The following is a 23,294-nucleotide window of genomic DNA, read 5'->3' as shown; positions in this document are numbered from 1 at the left end:
CGCTGGCAAGCGGCATGGATAGAAATGAAATTTTGTCCGAGCTTATGCTCGCTTATGGCAGCGAGGTGTAGAACTATGCGTTTTGCCTAACGCACTCGGCTGCGGTAGCTGACGATATCGCTCAAGACGTGTTTGTGAAGGTGTATGAGCGTATTTATTCGTTCCGGGGTGAGTCGAGCATCAAAACCTGGCTGCTGACGATCACACGCAACACCGTGCGCTGGTCGCCGCACCGTGGAACAGGCGTTGCCGGAGCTGCAGCGTGAAGCGCAGCGGTTGTTAGACAGCCAGGTTGCCGAATCTCGGCAGCCTTAGCCTTCGGCAGGGCAGACAGTGAGAGCGCTTGGAGCAGGGGCGTTTGGTGTCGTTTTTTTATCCTATCTTTTCCCAGCCTAAATCACTATACTGAAAATGATTGAATAAGTGATGGAGGGGTTTGGAACATGAGCCAACAAGTACGTGTAACCGTATGGAACGAGTTCCGTCATGAGCGGGAGAGCGATCACATCCGCGCAGTGTACCCGCAGGGGATTCATACGGCTATTGGTGAAGGACTGGGCGAAGACGTGCAGGTTGCCTACGCGACGCTTGACGACCCTGAGCATGGACTGAGCGAGGAAGTGCTGAACAATACCGATGTGTTGATCTGGTGGGGCCACAAGGCGCATGGCGACGTACAGGATGCGATTGTGAACCGTGTTCACCAGCGGGTGCTGCAGGGCATGGGTCTCATTGTGCTGCACTCCGGCCATTTCTCCAAGCTGTTCAAGCAAGTGATGGGCACCAGCTGCGACTTGAAGTGGCGTGAGGCTGACGAGAAGGAACGGATCTGGATCGTCGCTCCGAACCATCCGATTGTCGAAGGGATCGGTGAATACATCGAGCTGCCGCAGGAAGAAATGTATGGCGAGCATTTCGATATCCCGGCTCCGGACGAGCTTGTGATGGTCAGCTGGTTCGAGGGCGGCGAGGTGTTCCGCAGCGGCTGCACGTTCAGCCGAGGACAGGGTAAAATTTTTTATTTCCGTCCCGGTCATGAGACGTATCCGACTTATTATAATGAACAAATTCGTCGTGTCATCCGCAACGCAGTATTTTGGGCCAAACCGTCTACCCGCGACATTCCGAAGTACGGCAACCATAAGCCGCTGGAGCCAATTAAAGGCAACGGGAACGGCTAGATCTGGACAGCTTTTATCGAAAAATTGGCTCCTTCTTATAGGCAGCCGCTTAAACGAACGCCGTATTATCCTGCTGCTGGAGGAGCGATACGGCGTTTTTTCTTGCGGCGGGACAGCGAGCAGAACGACCTGAACGTGTGAATAAAATGAAGAAGTAAACAGCGTGAAGCTTTCGTAGCGCTAACCGTTATTTATGTAAAATAATAAGGGCTCGAATAACCGAACAGCATCCAGGATAAACGGGGTTAATCATTCGTAACCTTGATTTGTCATGAATCTTATTATAAGGTATAGTAGCTTACGAAATGTTAGTTCTGTATATGTATGGAGATTAGGAAGGCTTGTCCAGACCGAGGGCAAGGAAGGCGGTCCTGTTTGTTGTCTGAGGAAGCGGGAAGGGACGGCCAGAAGAGACAGCCCTGCCGGAGCATCCCGGCACCTTGCCGAATGAGCCGAGAGCGCGCCTCTTCCTCGTGTGGCTGAGCAAGCACGAAGCGTCTGATCGCTGAGCAAGCGAGAAGTGCCCGGTCGCTGAGCAAGCGAGAAGCATCTGGTCGCTGAGCAAGCGAGAAGTGTCTGATTGCTAAGTAAGCGAGAAGTGTCTGATTGCTAAGTAAGCGAGAAGCGCCTGGTTGCCAAGCAAGCGAGAAGTGCTTGGTTGCAGAGCAAGCGAGAAGTGCCTGGTTGCTAAGCAAGAGAGAAGTGCCCGGTCGCTGAGCAGCGTCAGCGCCAGGCACTATTGTCCGGCGGAGCTTACCGCCGTGATTTCCGTCTGCGGCTGCGGCCGCCTGCTGAGCCTTTACGCTTGCGGCGGCTTCTGCGCGGAGCCGGCAATCCGTCCAGGTCGTCGCCTCCGGACGCTGCTTTTTTCCCTTTGACGAAGGAGCCCATCAATAGCTTGATCATCGGCGCCATCTGCTGGACGCTTTGGAACATCTTTTGCATTTTACCGAAGGTATCTACAATGCCGTCAATGCCGCCCATACGATCGACAACCTGCTTGATCTGCTGAATATTGAAGCTGCTGCCGCTCCCTCCGGCAGTTCCGCTGCCGCCAAACATCGAAGTGAGGCTCGATAAGACGCCTCCGCCTCCGCCTCCGGCAGCAGGAGCTCCAGCCTGCGGAGCAATTGCGGTAGACGGGATCGGCAGCTCTCCGCCCAGTCCCGGATATTGTGCATAGCCGACCGGGCTTGCTCCGATCTCGGGGTAGCTTCCCTGCGCAAAGCTGCGTGACGGCAAGGCTGACCGATATCCATAGCCATGAGGAGGCTTTCCGGTGAGCCCAGGGGGAGCAGGGTGCCGGGTGGCAGGCACGCCGCGGTTGCCGATTGTTTGTTTCGTCCATGTCATAGCTTCTCATCCCTTTATTTAAGTAATCTCGCAGTCCTGCTGCGGTCGGACTTTCATCCAGCATCGGTTTCCTTGTATACTGTATGTGGTGGGCAAATGGATGGTATGGACTCCTGTCACGGTTATTTAGATTTTGGCCTACCTGTGATTTAGCGCACTAACGCTTAGAAATAGTAACGTTCCGCTTGCTTAAAGGCAGGATTTTGCGCCAGGCTGTCGAATAATTGGGTATGACTAATATGTGAATTCATTGTAAACCGAACCCATTTCAGAGTAAGATAGGGTTTGATAGATCATCGAGGGGTTGAACGTTCATGCAATTGAAGAAGTTGAATGATAAGGCAATAGATCAGCTGTTTGAAGCGATATTGACGCTCAAGGATATAGAGGAATGTTATGTGTTTTTTGATGACCTGTGTACGGTAAATGAAATTCAGTCCTTGTCCCAGCGGCTGGAGGTCGCGCGGATGCTGCGTAAGGGCAACACGTATAACCAGATCGAAGCCGAGACAGGCGCCAGCACGGCAACGATTTCCCGGGTCAAGCGCTGCCTGAACTACGGCAATGACGGCTACAAAATGACGCTGGAGCGTCTCGGCCGTTAAGCGATGCCGGCGACAGGTGCGGGCAAGCGACGATGGGGTGTGTGAGCTGCTCCTCATTGTCCTTGTCCAAAAACACCAGTAAAGACCTTCGCAGGCTGGCCCGCGAGCAGGCGAGCGAAGGAGTGGCCGAGCAGGCTTGAACGGCTGATGCCGGGCATGACCGTGTCGGCCATGAACCGGAGCGAAAGGGTTCGTCGAACATGTTGCTTGAGGTTACGATGGATTGGCCAGAGAGAGGCGAGCAGGGACGGTTGTTCGTTGAGCGGAAGGATCGGCTTGGCGAGTGATCCGGCTCCGATTAGGGGGCAAAGCTGTCTGCAGCCTTTCCCGGTGTCTCTGTGCTGTAAGCTGATTGCCGCTGTAAGATGCAGGCGCCGACATGGCTGCGGCAATGATTGCCTGGCGCCGACAGGGGCAGACAAGGGGACGGTCCGATTTTGATCGGATCAGACAAGGTAGAGCAAAGGCGCAGCCTGCCGGCAAAGCAGTGCTGATCATAGCAACAGGCGAATCCTTCTCGGTCGCGGGCTGAGCAGGATTTTTCGTGTTGATGCACGATTGGAAGGGCCATTTTGGAGAGGAGGCATGGGGTGTGGTAAAATACGGGGTGTTAGTCATCAGCCACGGCTCCCGCAGCGAGGAATGGGTCAGGCTCGTCGATGAGGCGGTGCAGGCGGTTCATGTGCCGGCCGGGATGCCTGTGATGTCAGCTTATCTCGAAATTGTAGAAGGACGGCTCATTCAGGATGGTATTTATGAGCTGGAGAAGCAGGGCGTGACGGATATTATTGCCGTGCCGTTATTTGTCTCCTCCGGCAGCACCCATATCGACGAGATCAGCTACGCGCTGGGCGTCAAGCCGGAGCCGCTGCTTCCGACCGACATGGAGCCGTTTCAACTGACTGCAAATCTGCATCTTGCCCAGCCGATCGACGATGATCCGACGATTGCCCAGATCGTATATGAGAAGCTTGAGCCGTTGTCTACCTGCCCGGAGCAGGAAGTTGTGCTGCTGGTTGGTCATGGCAGCGTGGAGAAAGGCTTTCACCGCAACTGGCGGGATGGCTTGGAGAAGCTGGCTGCGCGTGTGCAGGCGATTGGCAGCTTTGCCGGAGCGGCTGGCGCGATGCTGCTGCCGGATCAAGTGCCATGGAAGCTGCGTGTCTTGAAGCAAAAGAAACCCGGCTGTACGCTGCTGGTTGCCCCATTGTTTCTAAGTGAAGGGTATTTTACCGGCCAAGTTATCCCGGAGCGATTCGCAGGGCATGATTACCGGTATAATGGGCAGTCGCTGCTGCCGCACCCCGGTGTCTCAAGGTGGATGGAGCGTCAGATCGAAACGGTGCTGGAGCGCTGTAAGGGGCAGGAGCAGGGATTGGGACAGAGCGAGTAGTGAGCAGAGATGCGTTAGCGGAAGGCTTCTGAGCGACATCGGGCGAGGATGCCTATCGTCTCGCGCACGGTTTGGTTGGCCGAAAGAATGATGGATCAATAGCACGGGGTCAGATGTGAATCAAGCGACAGCGGCCTTGCAGGCAACGATGGCAGCTCGGCAGCTGGCCTAATTTAACATACGGCAGAGAGTTGTTCAGGGATAGCCGATGGCCGCAGCAAGCCTTAGGCGGTATGCCTACGCCCCAAAGGATTGTGATTGCGAGGCGGTGTGAACGTTACGCTGCGCTGCGGATAGCAGACATTCGAATGGGGCACGGAAGATACCGGATGTATGGCTGCGCGCTTTGAAGCAGAAGGCTGTGGCTCCAAATGTCTGAAATATGCCAAAGAAAGCGGCCATGTCCAGCTATCAAAACCAGCCTATGCGGGTAATGGTCCGTGAACAGCGTAGCTTTCCGGTTCCGGGCTGGCGGCAAGCGGTGTGCAGAAGGGCACCCCCTGCCAGAACGAGCTGGTTTAGGCGGAACCTGTGCGCACAGGCAGAACGTCCGTGTATGTAGTCAGGCGCAATATTTTAAATGAAACGATACGGCAAGCGGGGTCTAGGGTCGGGACGCCAACGGGGCGTTATACTTGAGGTGAACGGGTGAGCAGACATGGCAGAACGGGCCAAACGGGCAAGGTTGATCTATAATCCGTCTTCGGGACGCGAAGAGATGAAGAAGCGTCTGTCGGAGGTTTTGCAGCGGCTGGAGCGCGGCGGGCTGGAAACAAGCACCCATGCGACCATCGGCGAGGGCGATGCGACGCTGGCTGCAGCCGATGCGGTCGAGCGTGGCTTCGACATCGTCATCGCTGCGGGCGGGGACGGCACGCTGAACGAAGTCATTAACGGCATGGCCGAAAAAGAAAACAGGCCGCCGCTTGGCATTTTGCCGCTGGGCACGACGAACGATTTCGCCCGTGCGCTCAGTATCCCCCGCAACTGGGAGGGGGCGGTCGATGTTATTTTGCGCCAGCATACGCGGTCGATTGATGTGGGCAAGGTGAACCAACGTTACTTTATCAACATCGCCGGGGGCGGCTCGATGACTGAGCTAACCTATGAAGTGCCCAGCAAGCTGAAAACGATGATCGGCCAAATGGCCTACTATATGAAAGGTCTGGAGAAGCTGCCGCGTCTCCGGCCTATCGAAGTCTATATTCGGACGCCTGAGGTCGAGCTGCATGAGGAGGTCATGCTGTTCCTGATCTCCAACAGCAACTCGGTCGGCGGCTTCGAGCGGCTGGCGCCGGATGCTTCGCTTAGCGACGGCTTGTTTGATGTCATTATTTTGCGTAAATGCAATCTTGCCGAATTTATTCGCGTCGTGTCGCTTGCTTTGCGCGGCGAGCATTTAAATGATCCCCACGTGATCTACTTGCAGACCAAGCATATTCAGGTAACCTCCCCGGACTACGTCCAGCTGAACCTCGACGGCGAGTTTGGCGGAACGTTGCCATGTATTTTCACGAACCTGCCGCAGCATCTGCAAATCTTCGTAGACGAAAGCGGACAGACAACCTACAAGAGCAGCAATCCTCTCAATCTGATGAATTTGCTGAAACCGAAGACCGGAGACGATCATGAGCATGAAGACGAATAACCGTAAACGCCGCGGCGGTAACGTGGCAGGCCACCCGACGACGGCAAGCGGAGCGAGCCGAAAGGGCGCCCATGGGCATCGGCCTGTGCAGGAGGGTTCTGAGGCGGCTGCTGTCGGCCGGACAGCTCGTAAGCCTGCGGCTCAGCCTGTCCAGCGGGCGAGGCAGGAGGCACAGGAGCCGCGTGACCTGCCGGTTGTGAAAAATGAAGAGTACGTCGCGGGCATCGTCGGCCTTGGGCATGAAGGAGAAGGGGTAGGCCGGGTGAACGGCTATACCCTTTTTATTCCGGGGGCGCTGCCGGGGGAAAAGGTGCGCGTCAAGACGCTGAAGCTCAAGAAGCAGTACGGCTACGCCAAGCTGCTGCGTGTTGTCGAAGCGAGTCCTGATCGTGTGCAGGCGCCTTGTCCGATCTACAGCCAATGCGGCGGCTGCCAGCTCCAGCACTTGAGCTACGATGCCCAACTGCGCTGGAAGCGGCAGCTTGTCGTGGACAACCTCGAACGCATCGGCAAGCTGGCCGTTGCGAGCGGTCCCGATGCCTCTCCGGGCATCGTTGTTCATCCGACGCTTGGGATGAGCGAGCCGTGGCGCTATCGCAACAAGGCCCAGGTGCCGATCGGCAACGGCGGACCGGAGCGCGAAGGCGGCCTTGTCGCCGGTTTTTACGCCCAGGGCAGCCATCGGATCATCGACATGGACGCCTGTATGATCCAGCACGAGCAAAACGACGACGTTGTCCGCGCCGTCAAGCAGGCCGCCGAATCGCTCGGCATTCGCGCTTACCACGAAGAGACTGGCCGCGGGCTGCTGCGCCACATCGTTGCCCGTTACGGCTTTCACACGGGTGAGATCATGGTCGTGCTGGTCACGAACGGCGAGTCTATTCCGCATCGGGACGAGCTTGTTGGCCTGATCCGTGAAGCGGTGCCAGGCGTGACGAGCATTTGCCAAAATATAAACACCCGGCAGACCAACGTCATCTTCGGCGACCGGACGCTTGTCCTGTGGGGCCGCGACGTCATCTACGATACGATCGGCGATATCCGGTTTGCGATCTCCGCGCGCTCGTTCTATCAAGTGAACCCGGTACAGACCGAGGTGCTGTACCGGAAAGCGCTTGACTACGCCGCGCTGACCGGCGAAGAAACCGTGATTGATGCCTACTGCGGCATCGGCACAATTTCGCTGTTCCTGGCGCAGCGGGCGCGCCAGGTCTACGGCGTCGAGATCGTCCGCGAAGCGATCGACGATGCCCGCGCCAATGCGATGCTGAACGGCATCCGCAACGTCCAGTTCGAGGACGGCCCCGCCGAGGTCGTCATCTCGGCCTGGCGCGACCAGGGCATCGCCCCGGACGTGATTGTCGTTGACCCGCCGCGCAAGGGCTGCGACCCTGCGCTGCTCGACACGATCCTCGCGATGCAGCCGGAGCGGGTGGTGTACGTGTCCTGTAATCCGTCGACGCTGGCGCGGGATTTGAGAGTGCTGGAGGACGGCGGCTATCGGACGGTGGAGGTGCAGCCGGTGGATATGTTTCCGCATACGGTGCATGTGGAATCGGTCGCGCTTCTCATTAAGACTGGTACAGTGTCCTGAATTTCCTTGATATATAAGGATTTTTCGTATGTAATAGATGTCTTCTTTCCTGTGGTACAGAGCGGGATTTCAAGAGTTGATGTGAATTTGATGTGAAAAATGAAAATAAGCTACGTGAAAATGATATAATTCGACATAAATAATGAGAAGAAGACGCCGAGGAGAACCTTCCCCGAGCGTCTTTATTTTGCGCCTTGCTCTTGATTGGAAACAGATTATCGAACTTATCTGCTGCAGCCTGGTCGGCGGACCGGAGCGCGTGGCCGTAAATATTCATCGTTGTAGTAATGCTGCCGTGGCCGAATCTTAACCTGCCAAGAACCGCAGCGAAACAAGCAAGATTTTGCGTAGAAAATGGCCTTACAGTAAGCGCGGCAAACCTGGTTCCTGGCGATCTTACATTTTGGAGCTATAAGCGTATTACCCACATTGGAATATATGCGGGAAATGGAAAATTGTAGACGCTTCCTCAAGTCCGGGACAACTGGTGTACCGCAGTTTGTTTGATTCGGACAAGCAAGTGTTGTTTGGAAGACCTGCGATTCAATTGTGAGGTACAGCATCAAATAACTTGCACAGAAGTAGACAAGTTTGTAAAATTAACTTGCCCAAAAATATCGGTAAACCTCGAAGGGAGTCCCTTTCGAGGTTTTTAATTGACTTAATCATTGCTTGTTTTTTTGATTTTGTAATAATTGAGAAGGATGAGATGATTGTTTGTCGAATTTACCAATAACAAAAGGTATTGTTCTGCACTAAAATGGGAAGTAAAGTACCCCAAAAAAGCGTGTAAACTAAACGTGATGGTAAAAATGACTTATTGTTGCGATATTTTTTGCAGTTACTAATGTCGCAGTTACATAAGTTACAGTTCTATTCGTTACCGTACTAAAAGTGAAAGACGGTGAGCAAATCGGATGAAAGAGGTTCTTATCGAAGTCGTTAAAAATGTTCAAAAGGATCAAACCATATTTATAGGGTATTTAACTAAAGAGCAGGCACGACAACTCACATTTTCTGACCATTTTCCACCTCAGGAAGGCAGAATCGGATACCAACGTCCCGCTGACATGAAACGAGCGAAGGCCTTTGCAAAATATGTTAGTGAAAAGCCTACAGGATTTGTTACACCTATTCTCTTAAATGCACGAGACGACTGTTCTTTCATTCCACATAACGATTCAGGATATGGAAGACTCCACTTGCCTGTGAAGTCGTGCCTGTCCATTATTGACGGACAACACCGTGTTCTTGGTCTGATGGATTGCAAGTATACGAACATACCGATTCCATTTATGCTATTCCAAAATCTCGACCTGGATGCAGAACAGGAATTGTTCATCACAATTAATAGAGAACAAAAGAAAGTCAATATGAGCCATGTCTGGTTTAATGATCGTAAAAATGATGAGTTATCACAACTAGTTGTTAAGTTAGAATCGGAAGTCGGCAGCCCGTGGTATCAAAAAGTGAATCTAAACGGTGTACGGGGCGCTAAACGGGCAGTAAGCTTAGATTCCCTGAGAGGTTCTTTAATTGAGCTGTTCCAATCAGGTGAAATTAAAGCACTGGATTTCAACCAGAAGTATGAACTTGCTACGGATTACTGGAGTATTGTATCTGAGGTGTGGCCAGAAGCGTGGCAAGCTACTAAAAATTCACTAATTAAAAAAACGATGGGAACCCTTGCGCTAAGTAAATTAGGTGGTTTCTTAATAGTTGAATGCCTTGACCGTAATAATAAAAAACTAGATTTGGTTAAGTTAAAGTCTTTATTATCTCGTGCTAGCCATATTAATTGGATGAATGATGGAGAATTTAATGGTATCTCCGGAAGAAAAGGTGCCGATGTAGTGAAGAATAAATTAGATGAAATTATATTCTATAAAGTTGGAACAAACTCATGAAATTTAAACGAGTTTGGAGAGGGGAGTTCCCGAAGTATTGGGATGTAACTAAATGGGCTATTCTGCTTGAACAATATGTAGTGGTTTGTCGCCGAAATGAATACACTAACCGCCGTGTGATCGAGAGGATAAAAATTGATAGCGGCGAAACAGTGACTTTTCAAACAATATATAACTGTATTATTGGTTGGCGAGATAGTGTTATTTTCTTAGCACGAGTTTCTGATGCACGATCTCATTTGAAAATTGATCGTATTGGTTCATTTGATGTCAGTTGCATGAGTTTTCGTTGGGAGTTAAGTGAAGCTATTTTAATTGAAAAATATAAACTTCCTACAATAACCGATTATTCAGGTGACTTGTTTATCTTGGGGAGCAAGAAAATTGATTTGAATAATGGTCATTTTTCAGATCATAGACAAACGATAAATTACCGTTGGCCTGTAGATGAACATCTGTCACTGGTTCAAAAAAATGATGTTTTGGCTTGCGTGGTTAAAGAAGGAGCCTCTTTGTGGGAACACAAAGGATATTTCGGTAATTATTTTCATGGAGTAATCGGAGAGCAGTTGTTTTTTTTCATGCCGCAGGACAAGTTAGTTATTCTGAACAAAAGAACGGGACAGGAAATTGACGAGATTGATTTGCCTCAGGTCCGTTTAACAACCCGGCGAGTATTAGGGGATTTTGATTTGTGCAATGAATATTCGTTTGAAAATTCTACGGTTGCTGATTGTCTTGTGGACGAATCTGTTGTCGCATGGATGGATGACACCAATGCAGTTAAGGTAGCATACAGAGGCACAGATACAGTTCAATCTTACTCAAATCCAAACTCATCCCTACTCTATTTAACACAAATAAAAAAGAAGAATTTGTTAATGTATGAGATAGAAAACGAAGATTACGGAAGTTTAGTCATCGGTACAATGGAGGAATAGCATGAAGGCATTAAGATTTGGTGGAATCAGCCCTGCTGTTTTAAGAGAATTATCAGGCGTGTATCAGCCATTTGTAAAGGCAGTAAAAGAAATAATTTCAAATTCTTACGATGCAGATGCAGAAACGGTTACACTTGAATTTGGACCTGATTTTGAGTCGTTGACTATTAAAGATGATGGAATCGGTATGGGACCGATTGAATTTGTGCGCGACTATATACGTATCGGGAAAAGTCATCGAAAAGATGAAGCTACAGCAATTAAAGGGCGTCCGAGGATAGGAGGAAAAGGAATTGGATTTCTTGCTCCAGCTCGTTATTGTGAAATGATCGAACTAACGACTAAGAAGAACGCTGTGTATTCAGACAAAATCATTATAGAGCCGAATGGTGAGTTAAAGATAAATCTAGAGAGATTGTTCATGCATGGGCATGAGGATGAGGCGGTGCTAAGCTGCATCGAAATAATTGGAGTGACTGATGAACAAGGTATTGAGTTGTCGGTAGATAGAGAAAGGCTGACTCTAAATTTCCATGAACCAGTATATCATCGCTGTGAGGTTTGGTATGAGTATGATGCCTCCAATTTTGAACTTACAGCGAAAATAAATTTTGATGCTTTATTTTCATTAGAAACAAGCAAGAGTCTTGAGCAAATAGAATCTTTCTGTGAGATAAGTATTGATACTGTATCAGACCAAAAAAAATATGAATCGTACACGCAAGTAAGACTTAATAATATCAAGGATTTTGTTAGAAATGATTTGAAAGACGAAGGTAAGAAAGGTGCCCGGAACATTGGAAGTCAAGGCGGGTTAGAACAGTTTGAATGGCACTTAAGTAGGATTATCCCAGTTCATGCTAACTGCGATGAGAATTTGCCAACTGAGATGCAAGAATATATTCGCAATGAAATTGATCATAATCATATTGAAATTATTATGATGGGAAGTGGTCAGAAACCGAGAGAGCTTAAGAGACGAATAATAAAACCGGCATTGAAGCTTAGTATGGATGAAGATAAGGATATTCTTAAACAGTTCGACCTTCGTGACGAAAACGGAGAAGTATTTGGTAGAGGTTTTTTAGTAGGTCAATCTTCTCTTATATTACCAGCAGAATTAAGAGGTATCTTAGTACGAGTAAAGGGTGTCGCTGTTGGGGAGCCAACATTTTTTGGATTAGACCAAATTCTATCTGGTCCGTTGAAAATGGCTTTGACACAAATATCAGGTGAGATCAATATATTTAGAGGAATAGATGCAGTTCAAGATATTAATCCAGGCAGGGATGGGTTCTATAAAGAGAGTAAAACTTACAACTTGATGAAAAAACAATTAGTTGGTGAATATTCAGACCGTGCTGCTGGAATTGTCAAAGAAGTTATAAACGGAATTATTTCCAGAAGTGAGATTAATTCAAGCTTAACGAATTTTCTCAAGAAGTACCAATCTTACCGAGATACAATCTTGGAAGCAAGTCAGGTTATTGCTACTTTGGCTATGGATAATCCTGAAATTGAAGATGCGTTTTATAACTCTACAGATATGAGTGACTTAAAACTTAGTCCTGCTGTACTGCCGAAAGCGGAAGGTAAGCTTTCCTCGTTCTCCGTTTATGAAGAGGAAGACTTGGAAGATGCGGAGAAGGGGTATAAAGTTAATTACGAAACTAAGCAATTGTTTCTAGATAAAAATGCGAATATATGGAAGCGAAACATTAATATCGGCAGACAAAATTTTAATATTGAATTGAAGCATGGCAATAAGAAAAATGTGAAAATGTTTTGTCAAGTAAATCCTGTTACCCGAAAAATTTATATTAACTGGGATCACCCTATTCGATCTTCAATGGGGGACACTCAATTTATTAAACACTGCTTGGCAACCATTGCTTCTAATTTACCGCAAGATCAATTAGATACTTACGTCAGCTTAATGACGAGCAAAGTATAAAGGTGTGTCTTCAATGGAATGTATCTCATCCCAATCATGGTTACAAAAAATTACAAGTGAAGATAAAGTGTTACTAATTAACCCGCCAATTCAAGAGGTACGGTATGCTTGGATTCGCTGGAATCAGCCCACTGACTTACTAATATTAAGTTCCAAGCTCAAAAATGAGGCAGGATGTAAGGTAGAGCTGCTCGACTTTATGTTACCTACGGAGTCGGGCAGAGTTCCTATGCGTGATTTGGCAAAAGCAAAAGAAGTTCGTACTAAAAACATTAAAACGACATATAAAGCACGAACTTATGGTTTGCCATTAGAGGAAGCAACGCAACAATTGACGTCCATACTTCCAAATTGGTCACCAACGCATATTGTTATTACGACCATGACAACTTATTGGTTTGAAACGCTTCGCCCAGTTATATCATATATGAAAACGATCTGCCCTTCAGCGCAAGTGAGTATTATGGGAGCTTATCCTGTACATGAGACTGATCACGCGATGCGAATGAATGCGGATTATTTAATTACCGATTACTTTGAAACAGCAGAGTACTATCCTGATTTTGAAGTTTACGCTGGGGAGATCACAAAGTTCTTACACAATGGGCGAACACTGCTATTTGGCGGACTGAGATTGAGCAACAATTCAGCAAATACCATTGAACAAATCAAATCATTAAGAAGACAAAATATAAGAGACTTCGTTTTTTTTGAAAGCAATATTTTCAGAGAAGATTGCAAGCCGCTACAGGAAATGCTGACAACGCTTGAAAAAGAAAAGCTGTCTATTAATTTACACGGCCTTTGTGGACTGGAAATTAGGAATGCCACAGAGGGGATCTACACTAAGATGCTGCAAGCGGGCTATCGTTCATTTTTTCTAGAGTATGATTTAGATAATAATGAGCTTAACATAGATAGCTATCGAAGAGCCTATCTGGAACTAGTTAAACATAACACTGGACGAATATCCTCTGGGAATTTAGCAGGCTTTATTATGATTGGTACTGTTGATGATGAACTAGAAAGGCTGTTCAGGCACACCTTGAATTTGCTTGAGATGTGTGGATCGATAATCCCTAAGCCCTTCACTCCTACGATAAACAGTGAGAAGTATTTAGAAGTAAAACAAAAGCAAGGCCTAGATAAATTAACACCGCATGTTTTCCCTCTCGCTGTAGATAATGGAATCACACGCGAAGAATACATGGAGTTATATCAGCATACCAGCTTTTTGAACGAAAAACGATTAGGGCAGTCATTTGATTTTTTTGATAATCATTACTGCTCAGTTGCCTTAAAAAGAAGTTTGGGGAAAAAGGGGATGATGATATGACCATCAGTCGAAACAAGTTGGCTATTCTCATCAACCCGCCAATTTATGATACACAATATTGGGCTAGATGGAGTATGCCTCATGGTTTGCTTAAGATTGCTACATGGTTACGAAATGAAGGATATGACTTAAAATTGTACGACTGTTTGAATCCTTACGGTGAGGGAAGCGGGATTCCAGAGCGTGTAGCAGATTTTGAAAGCTATGATGCCGTTCGTAAACAGAAAAAAAGTGTGGTTGTTTTGGCTTCAACTGAGGAACGAGAAGAACCGATGTCTTATAAATTAAAGCCTAACGAGAAGTGGAAATATACGTTTGGTTTGCCTCCATATGAGTTAGAAGATCAATTAATGAATTATAAGAAGAGCATTGCAAGAAAAAAATACAAGAGTGTGGAGTTTTGGATTACTTCCATTATGACATACTGGTGGGAAAGCACACGAGATGTAATTGAGTTGGTACTACGGGTATTTCCTGAGGCGAAAATACGATTGGGTGGCATTTATCCTACCTTGGCGCCTTGGCATGCGGAAACTAAGCTGGGGATTGAGCCTCTTTTGATGAAAGGGGACAAACTTGACCTAAACGATGAAGCTCAGATGGATCGACATATTGTAATTTTTAATGAAGTGCCGGACGCGTCGAACCTAGATCTTGCAACAGACCTGTATGATGATAAAGAGAGGCCGCCATATACTATTCTGACTACTTCTAGGGGTTGTCCTCATATTTGCTCGTATTGTGCCTCCAACGTATTAAACGATGGAACAAAGGTACGAACGCGTACATTTGAAGATGTGATCGCGGAGATAAAAGATAAATTCAGAAAAAACACACGAGTATTTTGTTTTTATGAAGATAATCTTCTAATGAAGATGCAAGAGTTTAAGCGGATTTTAAAGGCAGTATTAGCAGATAAATCTTTACAAGGCATAAAGATTTACGCGCCGGAAGGTATTGAAATTGGTGTTGCACTAAGTGATCGGAAAAGATATCTCTTAAAAATGCGTTCTGATAAAAGTATTTTAGCTACATTATCGATTGAAACGGAATTAGAAGCACAAGATACATCAAAAGCCAACGATATTTATGAAGCTTTTAAGGAGAGTAAGGGACTAACCAAGAGAACATTTATCAAGTTTGAGGAAGATTTAACACACGGTGCTGTGGTCGTAAAAGAGCAGACGGATGATCACATTGTATTAGTTGTAGGGGATGACGATAAGGTTGTTTTAAGAAAAGTGATAAAAGAAAATGGCCGCGCCGATCTTATATATGAAAATGAAGAACAAAGTTCATTAGGGTTGTACTTAGTAGGAGTGCCGGAAATCGTATATTTAATGCGGTTAGCTGGCTTTGAAAAAATTTATTTACCGCTTGAGACGATCAAAAAGGAAACGAACGCTAGATGGAATCGCTCTTGGAATAGTAACTTGTCTCGTTTTGAATCCTTGCTGGCTGCTCTTGAGGAAGTTGGATTCGATACTCGTAAGCAAAATATCAATGCTTTCGTTATGTTCGGATTGCCTGGCGAAGATCTCGAAGAAATATATGATACTACTCTTTATGCCTCTGAGCGAGTAGGCTCGGTTATTCCTATGCTATTTACACCAGTGCCTTCTACAGATGTATATGAACAGTACAGGTCGTATATAGAGGAGCACGATTTCGACCTGCACCACTTGAATGGGAAGTTGTTCCCGTTCTTTCCGATGTTGCGGGATCAAATGAAAATGAAGCATCCCGAGTATGAGGTAGAGGTCGCGGATTATGTTCGAGTAGAAAGTTTCATGCAGCGGGTTAATTCAAAAATTAATGGGCTATCAGTTAATATTTATGCGGATACGAAAGTTGCATCAACATTTAGACAGACGTATAGTCAATATGAATCAGTTATTAAAGAATGGGTATAAAAGCTCATCGCCTACTGAAATAACAGTAGGCGATGAGCTTTTATATTAGTTGAAGGAATTTGCCTCTTACTGTCGAAGTTTAATTTGGAGTAGGTATATTATACCAGAAATATGGAGCCTTTATGAAGAAGACGAAGATACTCAGCATTATTAGGGAAAAAGGCTATACTTGTCACCAATCAGAGCGGGTTAACCTCGACAATTTCTATTTTGATCCTTATCAAGACGAGGGTACTCTGTTCACTAAAGATACTATTTTCGAAACTGAAAATAAAAATGGGAAATTCATTAACATTCCGACCAACGTGAATAATTCGTTATTTAAATACTTTTTAGATGGTTCGAGATATACGTATAAATTAGCTGATATGGAAACTGCCGACGGGAAGTTTATGCCTATAGTTGCAGGCCAACTTGCTACTGGTGTATGCCAGAGAGACCAAGGAAAGATTAGTAGATACAGTATAAAGAAAAGTAACGTGTTAATGCTATACCATTTAATAAATGATGAAGACTTTAATGAAATGAAAAAAAGTCTAGAGGAAACTTTTATTATAAATCATGCCCCTTTTATTCTGGACAGATACAAATTTCAGAAGGATCAGGAGATTCGACCTGAAAATTTAGCTATCGCTAAAATTCAAAAATTAATGATGGGCATGGAAATAGATATATTAACTGAAATGGTTAATTCGCGTGTTCTGAAGAGAGAAGAAATGCTAATTATAGACGGTTCATTACAGTTCATGGATAAACGAGCAGATAGCAGACTTTTCTCAAATGTTATTGGTCTATCAAAGTCATTTAATCCCAATTTACAGCTTTCTAAAAATTCAAGACAAATTGGAGCAATTTTAACTGAGTTAAGATTCGGACAGAGAACTCCTGTATATAAGTATCCAATGAGAGACAATGGGAGAGTCATTGGAGCATGGTACATGAGAATCCGCCCACATGATAAGGTTTCGAACCCACTAGATGGTATTGTCAAAATTGAAAAAATAGCTGTAACCAGTAATGAAATAGAAGATGGATTTGAGTCAGGTTTAATTGATAATATTTCAAGCTCAATCCTTCTTGAAAGAAACGTAACTTGTCACGGTAAAGATCAAAGATGGGCTAATCATATTTATCCTATTTATTTAACGGAAAAAATGTTGAAAGAAAGCTTTCTAAGTAGTGTTTATTTTTTAAGCTTATTCTAGGAGGACAACAATTTGAAAATAGGTAAGGTTTCAGCTACGGAAAAAAATCCGACCAGTACGGACGAATTTATCTTCTGGCTTGAAGATAACGTAGAAATCAGACCATTTGATATTATAAAAGCAATTAATGAAATTAACGGGAAACGCTCTATAACATACGGAATAGTCAAAGACATATTTCACATTACAGATAGTGCAGGTCACTTAAGTAATTATGTCTCGTCTGATTTTGGTAGTTTGGAGTCGGAACCTACAACTAAAAGATTAGGTGTAACATATGCTGTTGCTGAAGTAATAAGTAATAGCAAGGAAGTATATATGCCCTTAAGGGATAATACTATAATCGAGTTCGCTGATGAAGAGGACATTAAGACTGCTCTAGGACTAGATAGAATTAAGAATCCAATTCCCGCTGGATTTATTGAGGGGACAAACAATGTTTCAGTCCCTATTCATTTAAATAGTGACTTTCTGATCGGGCCTGAAGGAGCCCATCTCAATATTTCTGGTATTTCGGGGCTTGCAACCAAAACGTCGTATGCAATGTTTCTATTACAGGCTATTCAGCAAAAAATTGATAATGCAGCAATTATTATTTTAAATGTAAAGGGAGACGATTTATTACGCATTGATGAACATAATCCTCTGCTCACAAATGAGCAAAAGGAAACATGGGAGAAAACAGGTCTAGAGTGCCTTCCTTTTGATAATGTTCATTACTACTATCCATATAAAAACGACGATTCAGTACATTTCGCTAACACTTCACTTGATAAAAGCTCCATTAAAAAGCAAATCGATGTTGGAGTTGCTAAAAATTATATTTATACATATGAACACGATAAAACCAATCTCGACCTTCTTTTTAGTAATATAGATGATCCAAACTTTACGATGGAGTCAATTCTGAACTATATTTCAGAAAGTGAAGTGTTTTCTGATCTGAGTTGGGAAGAGTTCAAGTCAAAGCTAGACAACTTTACTGCAGCAGGAAATGCCAAGAAGAACAGTAACGAGATTACCGTTCAATCTTGGAGAAAATTTAAGAGGCTCGTTAATAAATCTATTAATAGCCCTATATTTCAAAGTTCACTTTCACAAAATTCGAACAAACGACAATGCCATCTTTCTGATGAAATAAAAAAAATTCAAAAGAATGATGTTCGTGTTATTGATATAGCAAAGCTGGATGAACAATTACAATACTTAGTATTTGGAGATATATTGAAAGCTGTGAATGATTTGAAGTATGGGGAGACAGGTCGGGACCAGGAAGATATACCAGAAAGAATAATAATTTTTGTTGATGAATTAAACAAGTATGCTTCTTCAAACGCTCCACAAAAATCCCCTATCTTAAATTATCTTTTGGACATTACTGAACGCGGAAGATCAGAAGGCATCGTATTATTTTCCGCTGAACAATTTAAAAGTGCCATTCATGATAGAGTTAAGGGTAACTGCTCAACTCATGTATATGGAAGAACAAATGCAATCGAAGTATCAAAGCCCGACTATAGATACATACCAAAAGTATTTACAAATATGATGACCCGTTTGGGAAAAGGAGAGCTGATTGTCCAGCACTCCATATTTGGAACACCACTGAAGGTTTCGTTTCCGTTCCCTTCGTACTATCAAAGAGGTGACTAGAGTTGAGTAGAGATATTAAAATTGGCAAACATACTTTAGAGTCGCTAACCACGGGAATGTATTCCGAACCGAAAATCATTTTCAGGGAATATATTCAGAACTCTACTGATGCAATAGATGCTGCTATAAAACAGGGATTATTGCTAGGCAGACAACAAGGGGAAATAAATATTTCTCTTGATAAGAAGGAACGTATCATTACAATTGAAGACAATGGTATTGGTATTTCTGTTAAGAGAGCGTGGAATGTTCTTTGTGACGTTGGTAATTCTGAAAAGCGACACGAAGAAAATAGAGGTTTTAGAGGGATTGGTCGATTAGGCGGATTAAGCTATGCGGATGAACTTTATTTCATTACTACATTTGCAGGAGAAAACAAAAAATCAATCGTTAGATGGAATTGTATTCGATTAAGGGAGCTTTTGCAGCCAGGTAAGCATGAAGAGTATGATCTATCACGTGTTATTAATGAGGTTGTAAGTATTGATACTGTAGATGAAGCATCGGAATCTCACTACTTTAAGGTTTTGCTTAAGGGGGTTAATTACAAACATTCAGATTTAATGAGTGAAGATGAAGTGGGAACTTACCTCTCTGAAGTAGCTCCAGTACCTTACGATGGACAGAAATTCGTATTTTACACTGATTCACAAGTGGGAATTAAAAAGAAGCTTATGGAAATAAACAAGCCACTTGAGGAGTATAATATTTATTTGAATGGTAGTCCTGACCCTATTTATAAATCATATAAAACGTGGTTCACTGCTAAAAACAAAAGAGATGATATTCAAAGAATAGAGCATATTTCAGAAATAACAGAAAGTGGAGAATTGCTTTTTTGGGGTTGGTACGCAATCACCAATTTTTACGGTCAAGTCCAAGAAAGTGGTATGAGAGGGTTAAGGGTAAGAAAAAACAATATTTTAATCGGCGATGAAGGGACGTTAGATAGCTTTTTTACCCAAGAGCGGTTTAATCTATGGTTCATAGGCGAGATTTACGTGTATGAACATGATATTATTCCAAACGCGCGAAGAGATAATTTTGAAGCAAATGAAGCATATACACGTTTTAGGGAACGACTTGAAAAGTATACGAGAGGTGTTTTGTCCAAGCTTCCCTCTTATTATTCAAATTACAATTCAGCAAAAGATAAGATTGAAAAGAGCGCTTTGGAACTTCAAAATATTGAAAATAAAATAGCAACGGGTGTATCTTCTGAGGAAGAAAGAAAAAAAATTATTGAACAGCAAGAAGTGATTAGAGAAAAATTAGAGAAAAGCACAGAGACACTTATCAAATCTAAGGATAAACTTGACCCGGCGAAAATAAAAGAAATAGAAAATATTGTAAATAAATCTACAGAAGTAAAGAAAAAGGTAGATGACGTTAATAAGAAGATTGAAACGGTGGAGTACTCATTAGATAAGGAAAAGGCGCTATCACACCATTCAAAAGATGTTAAACGTGTGATCATTAAAATATTTGAAATCATTGACAAACGGCTGACGTACGACGCTGCCGAAGAACTTAAACAAATAATAATTGAAGAGCTTAAGCAGAAACCTAAAGGTAGATAGGGTTCGATTATTTATTATGATTACTGCTATCAGATATCTAAACGGATAGTTCGATCGGATGTCTTTTAAACATCGAATTCCATCCATCTGTGTAATTTACAACTTCGAATTATTGGAGATGAGGAAATGAAGCATGTAGACAAGTTATTGCCAATAAAAGAGATTTACTTTGATGAAGGGAATCCTCGTATACTAGAGGATGTCGGAAACAGTCAAAGTGAAATTCAAGAACATATCATGAAAGAATACAATACACAAAATTTATTAAAAGGAATGAAGAATGGACTCGTATGGGCAAGTAGACTTGTTGTGACAAAATTGAAAGATCAAGATAAGTACATCGTAATTGAAGGGAACAGGAGGTTAGCTTGTCTAAAGAGCGGGCAAATTGCAGTAGTTGATGAAAATACTCAAATTCCTGTAGTTGAAATAGTACGAGAGAAGGGTGACTCCGATGCTGAATATAAAGCGGAAATAAAAAAGGTTCAAGGAGTTGCTAATGTTAGCGCAGTTAAAGAGTGGAGAGCGGTGGCCAAGGCTAAATTTAGTTACACTTATTTTAGAGAATTAAGGCAATCGAAGCCAGAAACAACTCCTGACGAAATCATCCAACGGATAGGTGAGTATTATGGAGATGAAACCAGCACCGTTAAACGAAGTATTGTTCGGTATGCACTTTACGCTGAAAGTGAATTGTTATCAGGGTGTAAGTTAAACCCTTCTGAGTATAGCTATATAGAGGCTGTTACGAAAAATGAACGCACGAAATCTTTTTTTGGACTTATTAGCAAATCCTATGATTTTGAGTGGCATTTACCATCTAATGATACTGACACAACTGAGCAAAAGAAGCTTCGCCTGAAGAAGCTACCAGAACTTATACAAATCTTAAAACAAGCGAATGTTACAACATCGGAGTTTAGAAGTAATTTTGAAGAGCTTGTTCTAAAAAGCGCAGACCCAGACGAAACGTATTTTGGATTAGCTGAATCAAAAATTACTTGGGGGGAATTTAAAAAAAAGTCGACCACCACCAGTGCTGAAGAGGATTCTGATGCTGGGAGAAGTAAAGCAAGTCAGGCAGGTAACCCAGTTGGAGGGAATGCTGATTTCACTGTAACTGGGACAATGGACCCTGATCCTGGTGAGGGTGAGTCTGCAGATAGCTCTTTAACCACTACTTCAGGCACTGACCGAGAAGCGGATTCTAGTTCGCAAAATGATGAGGTTAATGATAATAATTCAAAAGGCAATAAAGATGAGTTAATGAGCAGTGTTTATTGGAATCAATTTTGTCCTGTAGTTCATGAAGATCAAAGTGTGGATTCATGGCCTGTGTCGATTTCTTTTCAAAGTGGCAAAGTTATTCTAAATAAGAAACATAAAGTATATCCGTCAATATGTAAACAAAAAAATCAAGAAAGAGTTAGAGTATTACTCGGTATATATAGTGCAGATCGGAATGCAAGTACTCAAAGTGAATTATTAAAAGAAATTAGTGATCAGCTAGCTATGATTTGGAGGTAATATCCATTAAAGCAGTATACGTTTTTGGGGCGGGAGCATCGGCCGCCGACAGAGCGCCGACAGTTCCCGTTTTTCTACAAGTCGCACATTCGTTATTAAAGAATGAAGGACAATTAAAGAAACTCTGGGCGTTTCTTGAAGAATATTACTCACGAGACTTTAGTCAAACAAGTAATATTCGTGAAGACTTTCCTGCAATTGATGAGGTCATAAGTACTATCGACTGGGCTATTGCAAATAAGATTACGTTATTACCGAGCCACGACCCATTGAAAAATGTTGAATTGCAGAAGTTGCTTATCCAGTTAATGAGCGAAACATTACGACTATCATTATCTAATATTGAAGAGAGCGTTCATGAAAAGTTTATTAGAAATATAAAGATGAAAGAGGGAAAGTACGAAGCCAATATTATCTCTCTCAATTACGATTTGCTGCTTGATCGGGCAATAAAAGAAATTTCAGGAAAAGAGCCACATTACGGATTAACTAAAACGATGCCTACACAGCGTATCCGACTGTACAAATTGCATGGCTCCCTTAACTGGCAGGTCTGTTCGTTTTGCCAAAAAATCATAGTTATCAAACATCCAATATCTACCTGCCCTAAATGCTCCAGTCCGCATCTTCAGCCGGTTCTTGTAACCCCAACGATTTTGAAGTCATATGACATCCCAGATTTATCGCAGGTCTGGAATGAAGCCTTTCAGAATATTTCGGAAGCAGAGAAGATTGTATTTATTGGATACTCACTTCCGCCAGCAGATTTTGCAATTATCGAACGGATTAAGCGCGCTATTCATCAAGGGGGGAAGCGTCCTATAATTCATGTCATTGATTACAAGAATGAGTCTGTCCCTGCAAGATATAGACAAATTTTTGGTAGTGACGTAACAAGTGATCTGTCTGGTTTTAAAGGTGAAGCGTACTAGGCACAACTGAGTAGTTAGCCGATAATATGAAACGCTCGGTTAGAGGATGTACATACGCTTCAATAGACAGGAGTGACTTAAGGAGAGGATGCTTTTGGTGAGAACAAGAGGCATATTAGCAACAAGGCACACAACATGCGATTATCTAAAGAAGCCTTAGAGGAAATGGCAGCACAAATTAATAGCGACTCTGTACCGAGGGGGGGGAGGCGGGACATGATGTACTGATTCCTCCGATTGGAAAAGTGATAGAAGCGTCAGTTGAAAAATGACCGATGGAGAATTTGCTCTTTTCGGTGAATAGAGATTATGAGTAAATCCAGAATGGCAAGAGTTATTCTTCCATCGGATGAAGTCGGTTATTTAGATAGGTGGTCGGACAACAGGCCAGTCGCTAATTGGGAGCTTTGACCACTTTACTGCAGAGGCTATATGCCAATTGTATATTAAAATCAAGAGTTTTGCTGTTTTAGCCAGGATTAATCCGAATAAGGATTAATTAACTCAACTTTCGCAGCTTGAAATCGGCAAATAAGCCTTGATGTAGCTGGGCAAACCGGCGATCCACT

At 44.0% G+C, this 23,294-nt stretch carries 17 protein-coding genes and 1 pseudogene; 17 read left to right on the top strand and 1 reads right to left on the bottom strand.

Going from position 1 to position 23,294, the window contains the following annotated elements:
• Positions 1-86 precede the first annotated feature (86 nt).
• Both AC6ROY_RS21745 and AC6ROY_RS21740 read left to right on the top strand, forming a co-directional pair.
• Positions 87-266 (top strand): annotated as a pseudogene (locus AC6ROY_RS21745) (RNA polymerase sigma factor); the annotation flags it as partial.
• Between the two features lie 177 nt (positions 267-443).
• Complete coding sequence (locus AC6ROY_RS21740) at positions 444-1,181, top strand: ThuA domain-containing protein (protein ID WP_500102692.1); 738 nt, start codon at positions 444-446, stop codon at positions 1,179-1,181.
• A 753-nt stretch (positions 1,182-1,934) separates the two neighbouring features.
• Here AC6ROY_RS21740 and AC6ROY_RS21735 read toward each other — a convergent pair.
• Positions 1,935-2,534, bottom strand: a complete 600-nt coding sequence (locus tag AC6ROY_RS21735) for a hypothetical protein (protein ID WP_500102691.1) — start codon at positions 2,532-2,534, stop codon at positions 1,935-1,937.
• Between the two features lie 314 nt (positions 2,535-2,848).
• On the opposite strand from AC6ROY_RS21735, the gene AC6ROY_RS21730 reads away from it, so the two are divergent.
• From AC6ROY_RS21730 to AC6ROY_RS21660, 15 genes are all read left to right on the top strand, one after another.
• A complete protein-coding gene (locus AC6ROY_RS21730; protein ID WP_010494821.1) occupies positions 2,849-3,139 on the top strand; it encodes a YerC/YecD family TrpR-related protein in 291 nt (96 codons plus the stop codon).
• 592 nt (positions 3,140-3,731) lie between these two features.
• Entirely contained in the window at positions 3,732-4,532 is an 801-nt protein-coding gene (locus tag AC6ROY_RS21725) for a sirohydrochlorin chelatase (RefSeq protein ID WP_500102690.1), read from the top strand.
• A 658-nt stretch (positions 4,533-5,190) separates the two neighbouring features.
• Positions 5,191-6,180, top strand: a complete 990-nt coding sequence (locus AC6ROY_RS21720) for a diacylglycerol kinase (RefSeq protein ID WP_500102689.1) — start codon at positions 5,191-5,193, stop codon at positions 6,178-6,180.
• Entirely contained in the window at positions 6,161-7,777 is a 1,617-nt protein-coding gene (gene rlmD / locus AC6ROY_RS21715; RefSeq protein WP_500102688.1) for a 23S rRNA (uracil(1939)-C(5))-methyltransferase RlmD, read from the top strand. Before AC6ROY_RS21720 ends, rlmD begins: the two co-directional genes overlap by 20 nt.
• Before the next feature lie 287 nt (positions 7,778-8,064).
• Entirely contained in the window at positions 8,065-8,238 is a 174-nt protein-coding gene (locus AC6ROY_RS21710) for an NlpC/P60 family protein (protein ID WP_500102687.1), read from the top strand.
• A gap of 456 nt (positions 8,239-8,694) precedes the next feature.
• The gene (locus AC6ROY_RS21705; RefSeq protein ID WP_500102686.1) at positions 8,695-9,684 is read left to right on the top strand and encodes a DGQHR domain-containing protein; all 990 of its coding nucleotides are present in this window, start codon (positions 8,695-8,697) and stop codon (positions 9,682-9,684) included.
• Positions 9,681-10,625, top strand: a complete 945-nt coding sequence (locus AC6ROY_RS21700) for a hypothetical protein (protein WP_500102685.1) — start codon at positions 9,681-9,683, stop codon at positions 10,623-10,625. Before AC6ROY_RS21705 ends, AC6ROY_RS21700 begins: the two co-directional genes overlap by 4 nt.
• A 1-nt stretch (position 10,626) precedes the next feature.
• A complete protein-coding gene (locus AC6ROY_RS21695; RefSeq protein ID WP_500102684.1) occupies positions 10,627-12,579 on the top strand; it encodes an ATP-binding protein in 1,953 nt (650 codons plus the stop codon).
• Positions 12,580-12,592: 13 nt separating this feature from the next.
• On the top strand, positions 12,593-13,915 hold the full coding sequence (locus tag AC6ROY_RS21690) for a hypothetical protein (RefSeq protein WP_500102683.1): 1,323 nt from the start codon (positions 12,593-12,595) through the stop codon (positions 13,913-13,915).
• Positions 13,912-15,828 (top strand): radical SAM protein, encoded by a 1,917-nt coding sequence (locus tag AC6ROY_RS21685; protein ID WP_500102682.1) that lies wholly within the window; start codon positions 13,912-13,914, stop codon positions 15,826-15,828. The genes AC6ROY_RS21690 and AC6ROY_RS21685 overlap by 4 nt, the downstream gene beginning before the upstream one ends.
• A gap of 122 nt (positions 15,829-15,950) precedes the next feature.
• Positions 15,951-17,033 (top strand): hypothetical protein, encoded by a 1,083-nt coding sequence (locus tag AC6ROY_RS21680; RefSeq protein ID WP_500102681.1) that lies wholly within the window; start codon positions 15,951-15,953, stop codon positions 17,031-17,033.
• A gap of 12 nt (positions 17,034-17,045) precedes the next feature.
• Positions 17,046-18,686, top strand: a complete 1,641-nt coding sequence (locus tag AC6ROY_RS21675; protein WP_500102680.1) for an ATP-binding protein — start codon at positions 17,046-17,048, stop codon at positions 18,684-18,686.
• 2 nt (positions 18,687-18,688) lie between these two features.
• The gene (locus tag AC6ROY_RS21670) at positions 18,689-20,266 is read left to right on the top strand and encodes an ATP-binding protein (RefSeq protein ID WP_500102679.1); all 1,578 of its coding nucleotides are present in this window, start codon (positions 18,689-18,691) and stop codon (positions 20,264-20,266) included.
• A gap of 126 nt (positions 20,267-20,392) precedes the next feature.
• A complete protein-coding gene (locus AC6ROY_RS21665; protein ID WP_500102678.1) occupies positions 20,393-21,793 on the top strand; it encodes a hypothetical protein in 1,401 nt (466 codons plus the stop codon).
• Positions 21,784-22,725, top strand: coding sequence for an SIR2 family protein (locus AC6ROY_RS21660; RefSeq protein WP_500102677.1), 942 nt, complete (start codon positions 21,784-21,786; stop codon positions 22,723-22,725). The genes AC6ROY_RS21665 and AC6ROY_RS21660 overlap by 10 nt, the downstream gene beginning before the upstream one ends.
• The last annotated feature ends 569 nt before the right edge of the window (positions 22,726-23,294 follow it).

Source organism: Paenibacillus sp. sg306046 (genome assembly GCF_059821225.1).
Note: the sequence above shows the minus strand (reverse complement) of the source record. Positions and strands in the feature narration are given on the sequence as shown.